Raw genomic sequence first — 17,098 nt, forward strand, 5'->3', positions numbered from 1 at the left:
AGCGGTTCGGAAAAATAAAATAAATTCGTTATGGCAGACAGTAAGATCGTCGTTTTTCAGGACAAGCAGATCCGCCGCGCATGGATGAATGAGCAATGGTATTTTTCCATTGCCGATGTCGTTGAATTTTTGACGGACAGCGTAGATGTCAAACAGTATATCAAGCGTATGCGGCAACGCGATCCCTTGCTTAATCGCAACTGGGGTACAATTTGTACCCCAGTTGCGATGATCGCCGCCGATGGTCGCCGGAGGTCTGTTCAGGCTGCCGATGTTAAAGGGTTGTTTCGTATCATCCAGTCGATCCCCTCTCCGAAGGCCGAGCCATTCAAGCAATGGCTGGCACAGGTCGGATATGAGCGTGTGCAGGAGATCGAGAACCCTGAGCTGGCGCAGGAACGCATGAAGGCCGTTTACGAGGCCAAAGGTTATCCGAAGGATTGGATCGACAAACGGCTGCGGGGCATCGCCATACGGCAGAACCTGACGGATGAATGGAAAGAGCGCGGCATTCGGGAAGAGAGGGATTTCGCTATCCTGACGGCGGAGATCGCGCGTGCGACATTTGGCGTGACGCCTTCGGAACACAGGGCGATCAAGGGGCTGACGAAAAAGGGCCAAAACCTGCGTGACCACATGACCGATTTGGAGCTGATCTTCACGATGCTGGGCGAACGGGTGACGACCGAAATCTCACAGCAGGAGAAACCCGATACGTTCGCCGAAAGCAAACGGGTCGCCCGGCGCGGCGGCAACGTCGCCGGAGTGGCCCGCAAGGAGACGGAACGGGAGTTGGGGCACAGTGTCGTATCGGGCCAGAATTTTCTGGACAAGAATCCCGATGGACTGATCGAGGACACGATCGGACTGCCGCCGCTTGGTTCGGATAAGGAATAAACAGCCTGATCGGGCCCCCGATAACCGATGAAACGGGAAAGCCTTGCAAGGATAAAATGCAAGGCTTTCCTGTTTATAGTTTGATTTTTTTGGATGAAAAATCATCGTCCGTGCGGGGCGGCACGCCCCCGATGACGATACGTCCGCCGGAGGCATCGGCGATCTGCCGCAGGCGTGCGGGAATATGCCGTTGTAGGTCATCGGCGGCAGGTGCTTCCCGTCGCGCGTCCTTCTCCTGACGCTGTTCCTGCTGCTCTCCAGCCTCTTCGCCGTCACGGTCGCTGCCTACGGGTTTGAGCGCGAGTTGTATCTGCCGGTCGAGTCGTTCCATCTCTTTTTTCAAAGCCGCGAGGTCGGCTTCTTTGCGCCATGTACCCTCGATGATCTGCCGGAGCTGGGGCACGTCCTTTTCCAGCAAGGTGCGCTCCTTGCGGAATTTCTCCAGCGTCGGTTCGATCGTGCCCAGCGCGTGCAGGGGGTTGAGCGCCGCCGTGCGCGGGTCTCCGGCCAGATTGCCGTAGTTGTACTGGTAGAGGTATTCTCCCTCTCCCCGCACGTAAAAGCGGTTGCGAATGGACTCGAACCCCTCCTTCATGCTCTTTTCGCTCTTGACGATGATCTCGAACCCGTAGATGGAGCCTATACGCTTCTCCCCGCTTCCCGTATCGACGGTTTTTGCGATATGGTTCAGTTGTTTGCCGATGAACTGCGGGTCGTTGCTCTCCACCCCGTCCAGCGTGATACGGTTGCGGTACGAACCGTCCTCGTTGAGTTCCGCACGGCTTCTGAAGGCTTCGAGGTCTTTTTCGATGCGCCCGATCTTGTCGTCGAGTTTTTCGATCTCCCCGAGCGTATGTTCCAACTGGCTGCGGCTCGACGACTTACCGCGGATGAACGCCTGACGCTCGCTCTCCAGCCCCGCGATCTTCTTTTCGAGGCGCGCCTTTTCCAGCAGGTCGGTGTTGCCCGACAGCACGGCCACATATTCCGAGAAGTTCATGCCGCTGCCTTCGTCCATACCGCCCTCGTCGATGGTACGCACTCCCAGATTATTGTGTTTGAGCTGGCGGATGAAGAGCTGCTTGTTGTGCAGCAGCCCGAACTTGTAGGCGTCGAGCGACTTTTCGACGGCGTAGATGATAACATCCACCGTGTTGTCGGCGTAGAGCTTGGCCACTTCGTTGCCTTTGCGGATGCCGCGCCCTTCGCGCTGCTCCAAGTCGCTGGGCCGCCACGGACTGTCGAGGTGGTGGATTGCCACGCACCGCCTCTGGGCGTTCACGCCCGTACCCAGCATATCGGTCGAGCCGAACAATACGCGGATGCGTCCGGTGTTCATCTCTTCGATCATCTTCTTGCGTTTGCCCTCGCTGCCGGCTGCCTCTTGTATGAAACGAACCTCGGAAGCCGGAATGCCGTGGTCTTCGACCAGCTTGCGCCGAATCTCGGCGTACACGTTCCACTCGTCTCCCGGCTTCCATGTCCCCAGATCGGAGAAGACGAACTGCGTGCCCTTGTGCTGGTCGTACTTGCGGTAATAGTGCGCGATCTGCGCGGCACAGTGGCTCGCCTTATTGTCCACATGATCGCCGTACAGCTCCGGGTCGATCATACGCATATCGAGCGACATTTTACGGGCGTAGTCCGTAGCGATCAGCATTTTGGCTTTCTCCTCGCTTTCCGTGAGGGGTGCCCGTCCCAGCACGGTGGCATCGCCTGTCTTGGCGAAATGCACCAACTGGTCGATAAACGCCTGCTGGTCGGGCGTGGGCGGGATGTTGTGCAGTATCTCGTTCTTGCGCGGGCGGTCGATACCGATGTCCTCGGCCGTGCGGAAATCCGTAATTTCCGAATAAAAAGCCGCCAGCTCCGGAACCTTGATGAAATAGCGGAACCGTTCCTTCTGCACGATCTGGTTGGTGACCGAGAACTCGTAATCGACGCTCTTTTTGGCGAATACGGCGGCCCATGCGTCGAAGGTGCGGATGTTCTGCCGGTCGAGCGCTTTCGGACGCAGGTATTTGAACAGCAGATACAACTCCGTGAGGGAGTTGGAAATGGTCGTCCCCGACAGAAATGTCGCCCCCAGATCGCGCCCCGTGCGCTCCTGTATGGTTCTGAGGGCAAAGAGCATGTTGAGTGCCCGCTGGCTCCCGTCGGGGTTGCCGAGGCCCGCCACGCGGTCGTGCCGCGTGTTGAACATCAGATTTTTGAATTTGTGGCTCTCGTCCACGCAGAGGTGGTCGATACCCATACGGCGGAAGTCCACCGCATCGTCCTTGCGGTGGTCGAGGGCGTACTGAATCTTTTGCAGTTTGGCCTCCAGATTGTGCCGGCGCTTGAGGTAGCCGGTCAGCATACGTTTCGATACGCTCTTGCCTTGCGCCTTGAGCAGCATAAGGTTCTGTTCTACGCTGTCGAGTTCCGCCCGCAAGATCTCCTGCTGGATTTCTGGCGACTGCGGGATCATGCCGAACTGCTCGTGCGAGAGGATCACCGCATCCCAGTCGTTGTTCTTGATCTGCCGGAATATCTGCTCGCGCTTCTTCGGCGTGAAATCCTCGCGGCCCGGATAGAGCACGCGGGCCATCGGATACGCTGTGCAGAACGTCTTGGCGATCTCATGGATATTGGCTTTCAGTCCCGTAATCATCGGTTTGTTCACCAGTCCGATGCGTTTTTTCTCGTAGGTTCCGCAGCACATGATAAGCGTCTTGCCGCCGCCGACCTCGTGGTCCACGATACCGCCGCCCAGCAGAATATCCATCCAAATAGCGTCCTTCTGGCTCGGATAGAGGTCTTCGATGCCCAGCGCCTTGCGGTCGAGGCCGGGAAAGGTCAGGTGCGAACCGTCGTACTTCGGGCGCACGAAACAGTTGAACTTGCGGTTATACATGTCGGCCAGACGCTCCTTGAAGTCGGCGGACTGGTCGCACAGCCAGTCCGTGAAACCGCTGCGGATCTCGTCGATCTTGATGTTGGCCTGCTGTATCTTCTCCCCGTCGCGTACCTTTACCTCTTTCCACTCGCCGTCGATCAGTTTGCGGGCTTTTTTGGTGATGTCCGGAATCGTGTTGTGCAGGGCGTGTTTCATCAGATGCAGTCCGGTATAACGGCGGAACTCTCCCTGAACGGCATACTGGTTCTGTATCTTGATATTGTACTCGTCTTTGGCCGTAATGCCGAACTCGTCCAGATCGGCAATGTAACCGATCTTGACCTCCGTTTCGAAGAGCCACGAGGCATAACTGTCGTAGATACCCGTAGGTATCCACCGCTCGCCGAAGTTGAAGTCCAAATCTTCAAAAGCGATGGGCTTGGGCGTAGCCTCTCGCAGCGCCGCGAGGGTCTCCCGTGCGCCCTCGTGATCCGGATTCTCGTCGAGGAAGCGCTCGACGCGGTCGGCCTTCTCGATGACGTTGCCCGCGATGACACGTTCGGCGATCTCGTATTTCCCGCTGTCGGGGTTGAAGTAGATACGCCCTTTGAGCTGTTCCAGCACCTCCGCTTCGCTCGCCCCGGTAAGTTCCGATATATACTCGATATCGATGTCCGCATAACGGTTCATGCTGGCCGCCAGTGCCGTATGCACATCGTCCGTCTTTTCGATCTCCGCCGGATTGAATGCGACGGGATGGTCGAAGATGTCGGCCTTGTTCACGATACCGTCGGCGTAGCGTTCCAGCGAGAGTATCTCGTCAGCTCCCGGATCCATCCGTATCCGGTCGATATTCTGCGGTTCGTTCAGCCGGCCGAACCGCTCCACGAAGTTGTCGTAAAGACTGTTCAGCATTACGCGCAGCGCGGGGTGCGGGGCCAGTGTGTCGGCCTCCACGTTGTAGAGGTGATAATAGGTGTCCCGCACCTCGATATAGAGCGACATTTTCACCCGCTGTTCTTCGGGCAGGTCGAGCGGATGGAACATCGGGCGTAGGGTTTTCAGGTCGCTCAGGTATCCTACACGGTTCTCTTTATCCACGATGAGCGTCCCGTCGCGGTAATGTTCCGGCCGTTCTCCCTTGAAAGGCCGGGGTGCGAGCGGGTCTTCGGCCGCCTCGTCGCCGTGTGCCGTATTGTGCGGCATAGCGGCTTCGGCTCGCTTTCCGGAAACGCTCGCGGACGGGACGCCCTGCCGTACCGCACTGCCTGCGGGTGCCGGATTGTCCGCAGCGGGCCCTGTGACGGCGACGGCATCCGGCGCCGGATGCGGAGAGCCGGTCGCAATGAACGGATCGGCCTGCGGCGACAATGCGTCCGATAGCTGCGCCCTGTCTCCGGATTTGCCGTCCGCAGCACTGTCGGGAACCTTACGAGACGGTTCCGGCCGCTCCCTTCCGTATTCCGTTCGGATCGCGGCCTGCGGCTGCCCGGCTACGCCGGATCGCCCTGTCGCAGGCTTCGCCGCAGCCTGCCTGTTTACGGTTATCGTTCTCGATTGATTTTCTGCGGACGTAACGGCGGAGCGCTCCGCAGGTACGGCGGTCAATACCTCTGCCGGCTGTCGTTCCTCTTGATACGGCCGATTCTGCATCAGCCTCTCCCGCCAGTCCAGAGGACGCTCCTCCTCCCGAGAAACATTAGCCGCCTTCGGGGCCTGTGCGCTCTGCGGGGGTTGTATCGGTGTCGCGGCGGCCAAGTGTGCAGCGGCTTTCCGAAGCGCCTCGGCCGGGGACAATGCCGTGTTTGCCGCTGCGGCCCGCTGCTTCGCTTCCAACCGCTCCTGACGCGCTATCATCAGCTCCTCGCGCCATTCAATAAAGCGTTCCTCTTCGGGTTCTTTCCGGGGTCGGGCCGTCGTCTGCTTTTGCGCTTTCGGTTTCGGGCCGCGCTTCTTGGGACGGTTCACCTGACTGCGTTCTTCGGCTGAAAACCCGAACAGGTCGTAGAGCGTAAGCACCGGTTCCTGCTGTACGTTCAGCACCGGCTCCGGTTCGGTCTGCGTATCGAAAGCATCGAACAGCGATCCTGCGAACCCATCCTGCGAGGGTTGTCCGGCCGCTCGTGCCTGCGCTGCCGTTGCAGCGGGTTCCGCAACCGCCTCTTCCCGCCCGTCGCCGGCCGGGCGTACCGTGCTGCCGGCAGGCCGTTCCGCTTCCTGCATGGACTGCGGCTCTTGCGCCGAGGCAGGGGCGTGTGCTGCTGTCCGCCGTGCAACGGGTTCCATAACCGCCTCTTCCCGCCCGTCGTCGGCCGGACGTACCGTGCTGCCGGCAGGCCGTTCCGCTTCCTGCATGGACTGCGGCTCTTGCGCCGAGGCAGGGGCGTGTGCTGCTGTCCGCCGTGCAGCGGGTTCCATAACCGCAGGTTCGGATATGTTTGCCCGTACATTCTGTACGGAGGGTTCCCCACGCAATTCTGCCGTATCGGGCTGTTCATCCGGCGTCGCGGCAGCCCCGGTATCCTCATTCGGAACGACTGTCGCTTCCGTCTGTACGGCGGGTTCGGCGTATCCGTACATTTCTGGCGAGGGCGGGTACTCTTCCATAAACCGCCTCTCCCGCTCCTCCTGCCACGCGCCGAACTCCGCCCAATCCTGCCCGGCAGGCTGCCATGCTTCTTGCGTAGGCAGAGGGGGCAGGGATTCGTTCGGCATGGCGGCACCCTCGACCTGCACGGTCGCTTCGTCCCGTATTTCCTCCGCTTCGGCATCCTCTATGGGGATCATCTCTCCTGTTTCGGGGTCGAGTCGGTAGCCGTCGGAGGCGGCCTGCGTAACGGCATACCGTTCTTCCATCCAGCGGTTAAGGTCGCGCCACTCCTCCTCGGTAGGGTGCCAGAACGGCCCCGGCTGCTCATCGAAAGGTGCGGGTTCCTGCATCCGGCCGGCCTGATACCGTTCCGCTTTCTGCCGCAGGTCGGAAAGTACCTCCTGCAATACCTCTCCGGCTCGGCGCGGGCCGCCGCCGCGAGTTGTTTCGGGAAGAGGGACGGAGGTTGCCGGCCGCCGGAATCCGGCGGTTTGCCGGGAAGGATGCGGCGAAGCCGGAGCGTCCGGGAAGAGCGTCGTTTGCGCGGATGAAGGTTCCGTCTGCCGCCTTTCGGCGCGGAGGGCCTCTTCCGTCCGGATTCTCGCCTCGGCCTCGTCCGGAAACCAATGGTCTTCTATGGCCTGCCAGAACGGATCGAGATCGGGAGGGTACGGCGGCTCGTCGTCGAATATACCGGCCGTAGTTTCCGGAGCCTGCGCCGCGGACGGTGCTGCCTGCCGCGTCTGCTGCCGGACTGTCTGGCCGGATAATTCTGCTTTTTGCTCCTGCCCGATGCCGTCACGCTCCGTCGCAGGAATTTCCCGTGCGATCTCTCGGTTCCCGTGTTGCCGTAATGCCGTTTGCCCGGACAGCTCCGTATTCCGTGCCTGCCCGATGTCGTCGTGCGCCTGTCGCGGACTTACCGTCTCCGTCTGCCGTTCCCTGTACTGACGCGGAGCGGTCTTCGGGGCATGGCTTTCGTACAGCTCCCGGTTGAAATGCCGCTCCATATCCTCCGCGAGCATATCCGCCAGCGCACGGGCGATGCCTTCCACGCCTCCGGCGTGGGTGAACTCCATCGCCGGTTTCCCGTAGGGGTTCGTGCCCACTTTGGCCGAGGTCTGCACCACGCGGTCGAGCGATCGGAAGCTGTTGTTTACCGTAATGCCGTTCGAGAGCGTGCGCGTTTCGATAAAGTCCCGCTGCCGCTCGGAGAGGGGTCGGGCGGCCGAGTTCTTTTGCAGGACGATAAGGTCGCTGCCCACCTCCGTTCCGGCATGGTCTGTAAAGAGGTTGTTCGGCAGCCGCACGGCCGCGACCAGATCGCACCGCTCCATCAGCCACTCCCGCACGGGTCGATTGCGCTCCGCATCGGCCATACCCTGCGAAGTGATGAAGGCGATGAGGCCCCCGGCGCGCACCAGATCGACCGACTTCATAAAGAAGTAGTTGTGTATCGCCCATGCGCCTTGCCGGCGCACCGGATCGCGCGAAGAGGAGAACGCCGGGTCGAACAACGAAACGTCCCCGAAGGGGATATTGCTCGTAATCAGGTCGAAGTGCCCCTCGTAGGCGGGTTCTATGGTTTCAAGACCCTGCACCCGCACCGTATCGTCGGGATGCAGGTGGCGCAGGATTAAACCCGTAAGCGGGTCTTTCTCGAAGCAGGTGATCTCGGCCTCTTCGTTATAACGGCGCAGGTACTCCGCGAAAGCCCCCGTTCCGGCGCTCGGTTCGAGTGCACGCACCGGAACGACGCCCGCATTATAGAGCATCCGCATAATGGCGTCCGTCACGGGTTCCGGTGTGTAGAAGGCCGTCAGCACCGAAGCTTTGAGGCTGTCCAGATAACGTTTGTACTCGCGCTCGCCACCGGTGTTCTCTTTCAGCACGGCGTGCAGCTCTTCGATCAGGGGCGTGAGCGCCGTTTCCTTTTTGTGCGGCAGCGGCTCCAATACCTCCTTGATCGCTCCGAAGCCGCTGTACGCACGCAGCACATCCCGCTCTTCGGGCGTGGCCGCCCGCTGTTCCCTCTCCAGCGCGAAGGCCGTGCGGATCGCTTCGATATTGCGGCGCAGGTGTTCGGTCTTATTGTACGCCATTGTCGAGCAGGATTTGAACGGTTCCCGTAAGTTCGGTGTAGAGCCGCTCGTACTGCGGCGTAGCGGCGAAGTCGTCCGTAAGCTCGTAGCTTCGGGCGACCTCTTTGGCCTGCGGCAGGAGGATGAGGGCGGCCTCGCGGGCATCCTCTTCGGGAATGTCCTCCGCGAACTCGCTGCGGATAACGTTTGCGAGCGTACTGTATAGCGAAAAATGAAGCCCCCGGTAGAGTACGGCGTCGGCCTCCTCGGCCGCTTCGATGCGGGAGCCTCCGCTGCGGATGATGCGGCTGTATGTTTCGGCCGCAGACTGCGCCCGCGTGCGGATGAAGTCGGCATCGTCCGCCAGGTCGGGATGGCTCTCCCGCAGATAAGAGAGCAGCGAAAGGCCGTAATAAGATAACCCCGTCTGCGGGGCGTTATGATGATCGTTCGGCATGATGTGGATTGTTCTGTGGTGTGAAACGCAAAGGTCGAAGGAAGAAAAGGCGCTCCGGGTTCCTACCCGAAGCGCCGCCACTGAACATCCCTGCCGAACGCCGAAAGCGTCTGTGACAAGTCGTCCAGCGGCAAAGATAAGGATTATTTCCGGACTTTCGCCGCACCCGGCTTGCGGGTCTTGCCGCCTTGCTCGAAGGCGAACGCGGTGCGGTAATCGCCGTCGAAGACTACGGCGGCCTCGAACGTGCCCCCGTCCTTCTTGGCGAAGCCCTCGATCGTCGGCGTCCGTCCCTTGACGAGCAAGGCTTCCAGCTGGCCGTCCGTAAGCTCCTTTTTCGCTATCGTCCGGAATACGGTCAGGCCGCACTCCGCATTTTCGCACTTGGCGGCCTTCGGGTAGAACGTCACCCGGCCCCCGCAGCGGGGACACGGAGCGCCTGTACGCCCGGCGACCGACCCGACCTGCGCCTTGAGCAGTTCGGAGGTGATCTGCGAGGCGTAAACTTCGATACCCTTACGAAAGGTGAAGGCGTTCATCTCCCCGGTGGCGATCTTCGCAAGGGCCAGCTCCCAGCCGCCCGTCATGGCTGCGTCGGCGATCCGCATATCCTTGACGATGCCGTACACGGCGAGGCCCTTCTCGGTGGGCACGAGCGACTTTTTTTCACGTTTGATATACTCGCGCGAAAAGAGTGTTTCGATCACCGCCGCACGGGTGGCCGGAGTGCCGAGGCCGGAATCCTTCATGGCCTCGCGCTCAGCCTCGTCTTCCTGCTCCTTACCGGCAGTCTCCATTGCCGCGAGCAGGCTGCTTTCGGTATGCAGCGGGCGTGGGCGCGTCTGCTTTTCCACGAGGTCGCAGCCGCGCACCGTGAGCATATCCCCCTCGGCGAGCTCGGGCAGAGCCGCCGCATCTTCCTCCGTACGCTCTTCCGGCTCGCCCCATACTTTGCGCCATCCGGCACTCGTTACGACCGTGCCGCGCACCTCGAACGGGATGCCCGCGCACTCCATACGGACGGAGGTGATCTCTTTCAGACACGCGGGCGAGAACGCCTCGACCATGCGCCCGGCGATCATATCGTAGATTTTGGCATGGTCCGCCGCAAGTCCCGCAGGCGTATGGCCGGTGATCAGCAGGGCGTGGTGGTCGGTCACTTTTTTGCCGTCCACCGAGCGGCGGTTCAGCTCCCCGCCCGACAGGTCGGCGGCCTGATGGCCGAAACCCGTATGACCGGAGAGCGAGGCCAGCAGCGAGGCTATTTCGTCGAACACGTCCTGCGGAATGTAGCGGCTCCCCGTGCGGGGATAGGTGACGAGCTTCTTTTCGTAAAGCTCCTGCGCGATGCCGAGCGTCTTTTCGGCCGAGAATCCGTACCGCGTGTTGGCCTCTTTCTGGAGAGCGGTCAGGTCGTACAGCAGCGGCGGTTGCTCGGTGACATTGCGGCGTTCGACCTTCGTAACCTGCACGCCGTCGCTGCCCCGGACTGCGGTACAGGCTTCGTCCGCCGCCGCTTTCGTATCGTATTTCGGCGTCGAGAGAACGGCGAAGGCCGTAGCGTCTTTGGCCGTGTGGAGCTTGAGCCGGAAATAGGTCTGCGGCGTGAACGAGGTGTTTTCCAGATAGCGCCCGCACACCAGCGCCAGCGTGGGGGTCTGCACCCTGCCCAGCGACCATGCACCGCGTCCGGCAGCGATGGCGAGTGCTTGGGATGCGTTGATGCCCACGATCCAGTCCGCCTCACAGCGGGCACGGGCCGAGAGGTAGAGGTCGTCGTACTCGCTGCCGGGCCGTATGTTAGCCAACCCTTCGCGGATGGCCCGCTCGGTGAGGCTGCTGATCCACAGCCGGTCGAAGGGCGTCTTGCAGTCGAGATAGTGATAGATAAAGCGGAAAATCAGCTCGCCTTCGCGCCCGGCGTCGGTAGCCACGACGATTCGCTCGGTGCGGGAGAACAGCTCCTTGAGGACGGCGAGCTGTTTGACGGCTCCCGGATCGGGCTTGTACTCCTTGCCGCTTTTGACGCGGCGCGGTTCGAGGACGAAGGTTTCGGGAAGGATCGGAAGGTTCTCCCTCTTGAACCCTTCGATGCCGTAGGCTTCCGGCATGGCCGGGCCTACGAGGTGGCCGAAGGCCCATGTGACGGCGTAGCCGCCCCCTTCGATATAGCCGTCCTTACGGGCGGTAGCGCCCACGACGGCGGCGATCTGCTGCGCTACCGAGGGCTTTTCTGCTATGATGACTTTCATGGTTCGGTTTTTCGGATGTTTTCAGTGGCTATTTATTTTGCTGCGCCGCCCGCTCTTGCTCCTTTTCGAGGCGGGCGATCAGCTTGCGGTCGTAGTAGAGGTGGTTGCCGTTCTCGTCGTAATACCGGCTGTCGTCGTCCTGCGTCCGTTCCGCATCGGGGCGTTTGCCGACATAATAGAGAATCAGCAGGGTCACGACGGAGAGCGATACCGAGGCCGCTATGATAATCAGGATGACTGCGAGCATGTTACAGGCCTCCTACGCTCTTGGACTTCTTCGGCTGAGGCTTCGGCGGGGCGACCTGACGCACTTCGCGTTCGGATTGCCGCTTCTGCGGCTGTCCTTCGGTCTGCTTGGACGGCTCGTTCGACGGGGTTCGGGCCGGAGCCTGTGACTGCGAGGAGGACTGTTTGCGCGAGTAATCCGGGTTCCAACGGTAAGATTTGATCTTTCCGGCCTCGTAATCGGGTTTTACCCAGCGATCCGCACGTTCCGGGCTTCCGGGGAATTGTAATCCCTGCAAATAGGTCGCTTTGACATCTTTGCGCTTTTCGGGGAAATTGAGGGCGTCCAGCCATTGATTGTAGGCTTCTTGGGGCAGTTCCACCCCGAACACCCGCTTGGGAATGAACATGGCCCGCGGGCCTTCCGGCAAAGGGTTGCCCTGCTCGAAACGTTTGGCGGCATATACCTCTCGGTTATGCTCCTGATAGCGCCTTTTGTCGAGGCCGCTGTGGTCGAACTCGATATTGCTCTCCGAGGCGTCGATCTGGATGTAAGCATCGCGTTTGTAGCCGGAACGGGTGGTATAGCCTTTCAGCAGAATTTTACGTCCGGAGTAGAAGTCGAGCTGTTCGCCCTCGGAGAGGTCGGCATTCTTGATCGATGCGCGTTTATCGAACTCCGAGACAGGCATCGCAACGAGTTCGTTCGTCCACTTGTCGCGCGAAACGTAACAGGGCGTCATCCTGCCCGGCTCCAGCTCCAGGTCGATCACCTTGCCCGCATGACGGGTTTCGACGATGTTGCGCTTGGCCTCGTCGTCGAGCAGCACGTTGTGGAAGGGCGCGTCGAGGTCGCACTTCTCCCGATAGTAGTGCGGCACGACTTTCAGCGAGCCGTCGGCCTGCTCTTCGAGCGATACGCGCCCTTTGGTGGTGACGCGCATGCCGCCGGGTTCCATTTCCGGCCGCATTTCGATCAGTCCGTGCGATTTGTGCCCGTAGGACATCGCCTTCAAATGGGGTTCGAGGTCTCCCATACGGATACCCATGCGCTCCATATCCGCCGTGTCGATTCTCGAAATATCCATAGGCTCGAAACGGGGAACCGCGATCTGCGGTTCCATCTTTGCGAGCTCTTCGGCCGGATCGACGCGGTAGTTTTCGAGCAGCTGCGGATCGAGGTCGATTCTGATGAGTTTGTTCAGCACGCTTTCGGCCATGATGAAGATCTCCGAGATACCCGTTTTTACAGGGTCTTGCGACTGCTCCATGAATTTGGTGAAAAACGCCTCCAAAGCAGGCTGGTTCGTGTTCACGTCGAACAGTTTGGCGACATTCGCCGCAGTGGGATCGAGCGTCTCGATGTTTCCGTCTTCGTCGATACTGCCGACGGCCTTCAGCCTGCCGTCCTGACCTTCTCCGGTCTGCCTGACGAGCATTACCTTCTTCTCGTCGTTCTTTACTTTTTCGTCCATCTTTGCGAAATATTAGATTAGCACCAATAGCGGTGCAGGGGACGAATTTAACCCGCCTGCGGACGGCCCGGGCAGACCGGCCGCCCCCGTTGTCTCGGTTGGAACAGGTGTTGGAAGAGGTTGGCGTCGGTGCGGGCAAAATGCGGAAACGACGAACGGTCGGAACGACTATCGTTTCGACCGCCCCGGGACACTACCTTCCGCCGCGGATATTGTCCGGATATTCGTCCTTGCCAAGCTCCCGAACAGTCGGTATGAGTAGTGGATGTGCAGGAAGAATGACGCTCCCGCATAAGGAAGCGGAACAAGATTGCCCGCCTGAAAAAATAAAGGCGGATTCTCATCCACTCGTGGTCGGAAGATTTTTCTTCCGGCCTTTTTATGTTTTGAAGAATAAGGCCGGATTGCCTCCACATTGTACGCTTATCATTGCGATAGCCAGATCGCGAATTTCCATAGCAAACCGTCGTTTAGCGGTTTTATATCCGACATTGTTTGCTCGTTTGTAGATCAATACTAACATAGCGGTTATCAAAGTCATATAAAAGATTACCTCTATTCCGTTTTTGTTCAACGATATGAGATGACTTGCGTTTAATTCCTGCTTGATAAAACGAAAGAAGACTTCAATATCCCACCTTCTTCGGTAAGCATTGGCAATTTCTTTGGGCCTAAGCTCAAAGTCATTGGTTATGAACCAATACTCGGTAGCCGATTCGTCTTTACTGCGAGCTACGATCAGCTTCAAGGGTTCTTCAACTAACTCCTGTCGGTAATATTTATTACCTCGCTTGTCCATTACAGGTTGCCCTGTGTACAGATAGACTTTGCTGTCACGGATAAGTTCTAAGCCTCCTAAATCGCTGTCAGTAAACGGAATTTGCTCCAGTTCGACATATTTTCGGTTTTCTTTTGATCTGGCAATGAAGCATATCGACTCTTTGCTGAAGGCTGCCATATTCCTTGTTGATTGCAATCCTCTGTCCAACACGTATATGTTACGATGTCCCTGTTGCCGCTTAACGTGTTCTGACACCACTTTGGGCATGGCAATATCTTCGCTTCCGTAAATCGGATCGACAAACAAATTTACACCGCATGGCAACATATTATCTAATGCAATACTATATTTACTGCCAATTTACCGCGCTTGTTGTCGATGCCTTCAACCATCCTACCCGATGTATCTGAAACGATCGAACTATCGACCCGGATAAGGTTGTATTGTTCCATCTCCGAACTGGAATAACACTCCGAGAATCGATCATAGACACAATCGTAAATCTGACGGAAATAATCCGCAGGGATCTTCGATAACCGCTCCGAAAGGGAACTGCGACAAACTTTTTCATCGGTTTCTAACCCAAACAGAATTTTGAATACCGAATCGTTAAAAATGTCTTCGAGTGTGCGTTGACTTAAACGGTCGTTCTCCAGAATACCGTACAGCAGTAGGTAGAACATCTTTCTGCCGTGAAGAACTTTTAGTATAGTAATCGACAGTTGTCGTAGCGGAAAGGTGAGAAAGTAGGCTTTCTGGAATGAATCCCAATAGATCATTAACCCGTACTCTGTGATCCTTAAAACTTGCCATAACTTTTGATTATCAATGTAAAGATAATCAAAAAAACGCATAATAAAAAAATACAAACACCTAATAATCAATAAAATAATACAAAAAAACGACCTCATAGTGGCACCCATAAATACGCATGAAACTAAAAAAAGGCCGGAAGAAAAATCTTCCGACCACGAGTGGATGCGAATCCGCCTTTACCAAAAAAGTATAATCTTTTTATAATGGTAAGAATTTTTTATGTACCTGCCTGAACGACAGAGTTAAGTGGAGGTTAAGAAAGTTGTCTGTGATGATTTAGCGACTGTGTAACTGCGCTGAATGCTGTATTTTACAACTCGTAGAACAACTTTATGCAAATCGTAGTAAGTCTTTAATAGCGGTTTGTCAATTTGCTAATATTCCAATATTAAATCTCAATCCCGTGTGAATAAACAACAAAGCAGGCACAAAACCAAAGGTTTGAGCAGTTCTTCTATTTTTTCACCTTGCAGTTGTTTCCCTTCCTTTCACTTGTTAGGTTTCTCGGACTTTTTGGGGCAATCCGAGGTTGCTATCGATTGCTTATCCAATGGAGTTACGGCTGAATATCCCGGGGTGTTGCAGCCAAGAGAAAAAAGTCGGATTTCTATATTAGGCTATTTTCATCGGTCTTCAGGCAAAGATATTTTCATAAAAACCACAGACATATAGAAAAGCAGATATGCCTACCTGTATTTTATTCGGTTTAGCTTATATAATAGAGCTAACCGACTAAAGTAAACTGAATCTTCATGTCGTTTTGCCATCCATTTCATTCTACAGCATACAGCCAAAAGAGAGAATAAATAAGTACTCATTTATTGATACTATCTCTTTTCACTGTAATTTGACCATCGCATCAGAGTTCAGTATGAACAACCATCAGCCGTCAGCTATGAATTCGACATCACTACCAACAAATGAGATATGTACTGAAGAATTGAATAATTAGAGAAATCATAACTTTATTTGAGGTCGTATTAAACCGATTATTCGCTTTTACGGTTAGTCCTCTATTGGGCAGGAAACAAGGCCTATCCTTTGGCATCAAAGAATAGGCTCTTACTATGTCTAAATAATTGGTTGAATCTTGATTAAGTATTGTAAACACATACTCAATCGCTGATAGGGTTGTATATTGGGATTAGAGGCTGCCAATATAACGGATAAATAATTAGAATATATTGATGGATTTTTTGTAGTCATGTTCAATATTGATTTTGAATATTCAACCCAAACTTGATACATAGCGTCTGTCACTTGGCCGTTTTGCATTATTTTTAGCCCTTGGTCAATTACTTGTTGTATTGGAATGTTGTTATTCATGTTCTTTATCCTCCTTTCTTGCCATCATTCTTTCTAACTGTTCTGCATTATTTGTTCCATTGGTCATAATAGCCTCGTCTGCGGCCTTTTTGGATACTTCGTTTTGCCATCTCAATTTGAAATTTGCATTAAATATCTCGAATTTTTCGAATAATGGCAGCAACCATAACAATACACAAATAAGAAATATTAGATTATCTCCTTGAAAGTCAGAAAAGAATTGAAAATTAAAACATTCAGGATAATTGCAACAAACATATGTAGTAGAAAATATTAAAATGAATGGATACCACAATCGTGATAGCCATGATAAAGTAAAGTCTATTGTTTTAGATAGACTGATTTTTTTGAGGTGTTCATTTTCAAAAAACAGCAACATAATAAAGGCAGTTAGGTATCCTCCAAGGAGGAAACACGCTATTAGTAATTTCCAATTCAACAGTTCCATGCCCATTTATCTAATTTTCCTGCAAAGATAGTTCAAGAAAGCACTACACGAAACAAGCATAAATAAAGCCTCCTCAGATGCAGGAGTATATGCTCCATCACTGTCCATCAAGGCATGTCTAATACCAGTATCAGGTTGATTCGTATAGGCATATAATTTATCAAAAGCAACCTTTAAGAGTTTGGGTATAATAATACCGTTGGCTTCCAAGTGGTTCAATGCTTTTCCCAAAGAGTTTTCGTCTGTCTTTTCTCTACAAAAAGCTTCTACAGCCGAGATTGACTCTTTGATGGAATTACGATAATCTGCCGTAGGGCGTTGTGCATATAATTCCAATGCCCTATTAAGATGTATCTTAATGTTGCGAGAAGTATTTGCCATTGCATCTTCAATTGTAGCAATCTCGCTTTTTGACGTAATCTCAACAATCTCTTGTCCGATAATGCGATAGGCAAAATTCAAACGCTCAAATTCAAAATTGAGTTGTTTGATGAACATTTGGTTTACAGGAGTCCTCCAATTATTATATCGTTTGTCAATATCTTGAAGATATTTAATAGTACATTCGACTATATCTAATTTTCGATACCAAGAATTATTTTTATCCTCCAAAAATGCAGTTGCAACGATATAATAACGTCTTCCATCTTGAAAATCGCCCTCTCGATTATTCAAAAAATAAGTCCATAAATACTGTTCCAATGCAATATATGGATCTGTATCAAAATATAAGCCTGAATCTAAAAAGAGCCTATTTTTTAATTTATCATAGCAAGAGCAAATAGCATTTTGTATCTCAGGCGTAATTTTTTCTCTAATAATTACATCCGAAGGTTTGGTGTAACCGTATCTCTCTGAAAAAAGTTTCATAC

Annotated in this window: 11 protein-coding genes; 1 reads left to right on the plus strand and 10 read right to left on the minus strand. The window is 55.0% G+C overall.

What is annotated here, in order from left to right; all coding sequences use genetic code 11:
• Positions 1-30: 30 nt before the first annotated feature.
• Positions 31-897 carry a BRO-N domain-containing protein gene (locus tag FME97_RS01995; protein WP_032135137.1) on the plus strand — a complete coding sequence of 289 codons (867 nt, stop codon included), beginning with the start codon at positions 31-33 and terminating at the stop codon, positions 895-897.
• A 73-nt stretch (positions 898-970) separates the two neighbouring features.
• Here the strand turns inward: FME97_RS01995 and FME97_RS12525 are convergent, their stop codons facing one another.
• The 10 genes from FME97_RS12525 to FME97_RS02045 all read right to left on the minus strand — a co-directional run bounded on the left by FME97_RS12525 (position 971) and on the right by FME97_RS02045 (position 17,096).
• Positions 971-8,467: an N-6 DNA methylase gene (locus FME97_RS12525; RefSeq protein WP_231724819.1), complete on the minus strand. Its 7,497-nt coding sequence runs from the start codon at positions 8,465-8,467 to the stop codon at positions 971-973.
• On the minus strand, positions 8,454-8,903 hold the full coding sequence (locus FME97_RS02010) for a DUF1896 family protein (protein WP_032135136.1): 450 nt from the start codon (positions 8,901-8,903) through the stop codon (positions 8,454-8,456). Before FME97_RS02010 ends, FME97_RS12525 begins: the two co-directional genes overlap by 14 nt.
• 143 nt (positions 8,904-9,046) lie before the next feature.
• The gene (locus FME97_RS02015; RefSeq protein ID WP_032135135.1) at positions 9,047-11,155 is read right to left on the minus strand and encodes a type IA DNA topoisomerase; all 2,109 of its coding nucleotides are present in this window, start codon (positions 11,153-11,155) and stop codon (positions 9,047-9,049) included.
• 28 nt (positions 11,156-11,183) lie between these two features.
• Entirely contained in the window at positions 11,184-11,402 is a 219-nt protein-coding gene (locus FME97_RS02020) for a hypothetical protein (protein WP_032135134.1), read from the minus strand.
• A gap of 1 nt (position 11,403) precedes the next feature.
• Positions 11,404-12,855 carry a DUF4099 domain-containing protein gene (locus tag FME97_RS02025; protein WP_141427642.1) on the minus strand — a complete coding sequence of 484 codons (1,452 nt, stop codon included), beginning with the start codon at positions 12,853-12,855 and terminating at the stop codon, positions 11,404-11,406.
• Positions 12,856-13,234: 379 nt separating this feature from the next.
• A complete protein-coding gene (locus FME97_RS12470; RefSeq protein WP_198418189.1) occupies positions 13,235-13,963 on the minus strand; it encodes a transposase in 729 nt (242 codons plus the stop codon).
• A gap of 5 nt (positions 13,964-13,968) precedes the next feature.
• Positions 13,969-14,319 (minus strand): hypothetical protein, encoded by a 351-nt coding sequence (locus FME97_RS12475; RefSeq protein WP_197408228.1) that lies wholly within the window; start codon positions 14,317-14,319, stop codon positions 13,969-13,971.
• A gap of 1,204 nt (positions 14,320-15,523) precedes the next feature.
• Positions 15,524-15,778: a hypothetical protein gene (locus tag FME97_RS02035; RefSeq protein WP_141427643.1), complete on the minus strand. Its 255-nt coding sequence runs from the start codon at positions 15,776-15,778 to the stop codon at positions 15,524-15,526.
• Positions 15,771-16,226, minus strand: a complete 456-nt coding sequence (locus FME97_RS02040; protein WP_141427644.1) for a hypothetical protein — start codon at positions 16,224-16,226, stop codon at positions 15,771-15,773. Before FME97_RS02040 ends, FME97_RS02035 begins: the two co-directional genes overlap by 8 nt.
• 6 nt (positions 16,227-16,232) lie before the next feature.
• Positions 16,233-17,096, minus strand: coding sequence for an AbiJ-NTD4 domain-containing protein (locus FME97_RS02045; protein WP_032135133.1), 864 nt, complete (start codon positions 17,094-17,096; stop codon positions 16,233-16,235).
• Between the last annotated feature and the right edge of the window lie 2 nt (positions 17,097-17,098).

This window comes from Alistipes dispar, from assembly GCF_006542685.1.
Taxonomy (GTDB): Bacteria; Bacteroidota; Bacteroidia; order Bacteroidales; family Rikenellaceae; genus Alistipes; species Alistipes dispar.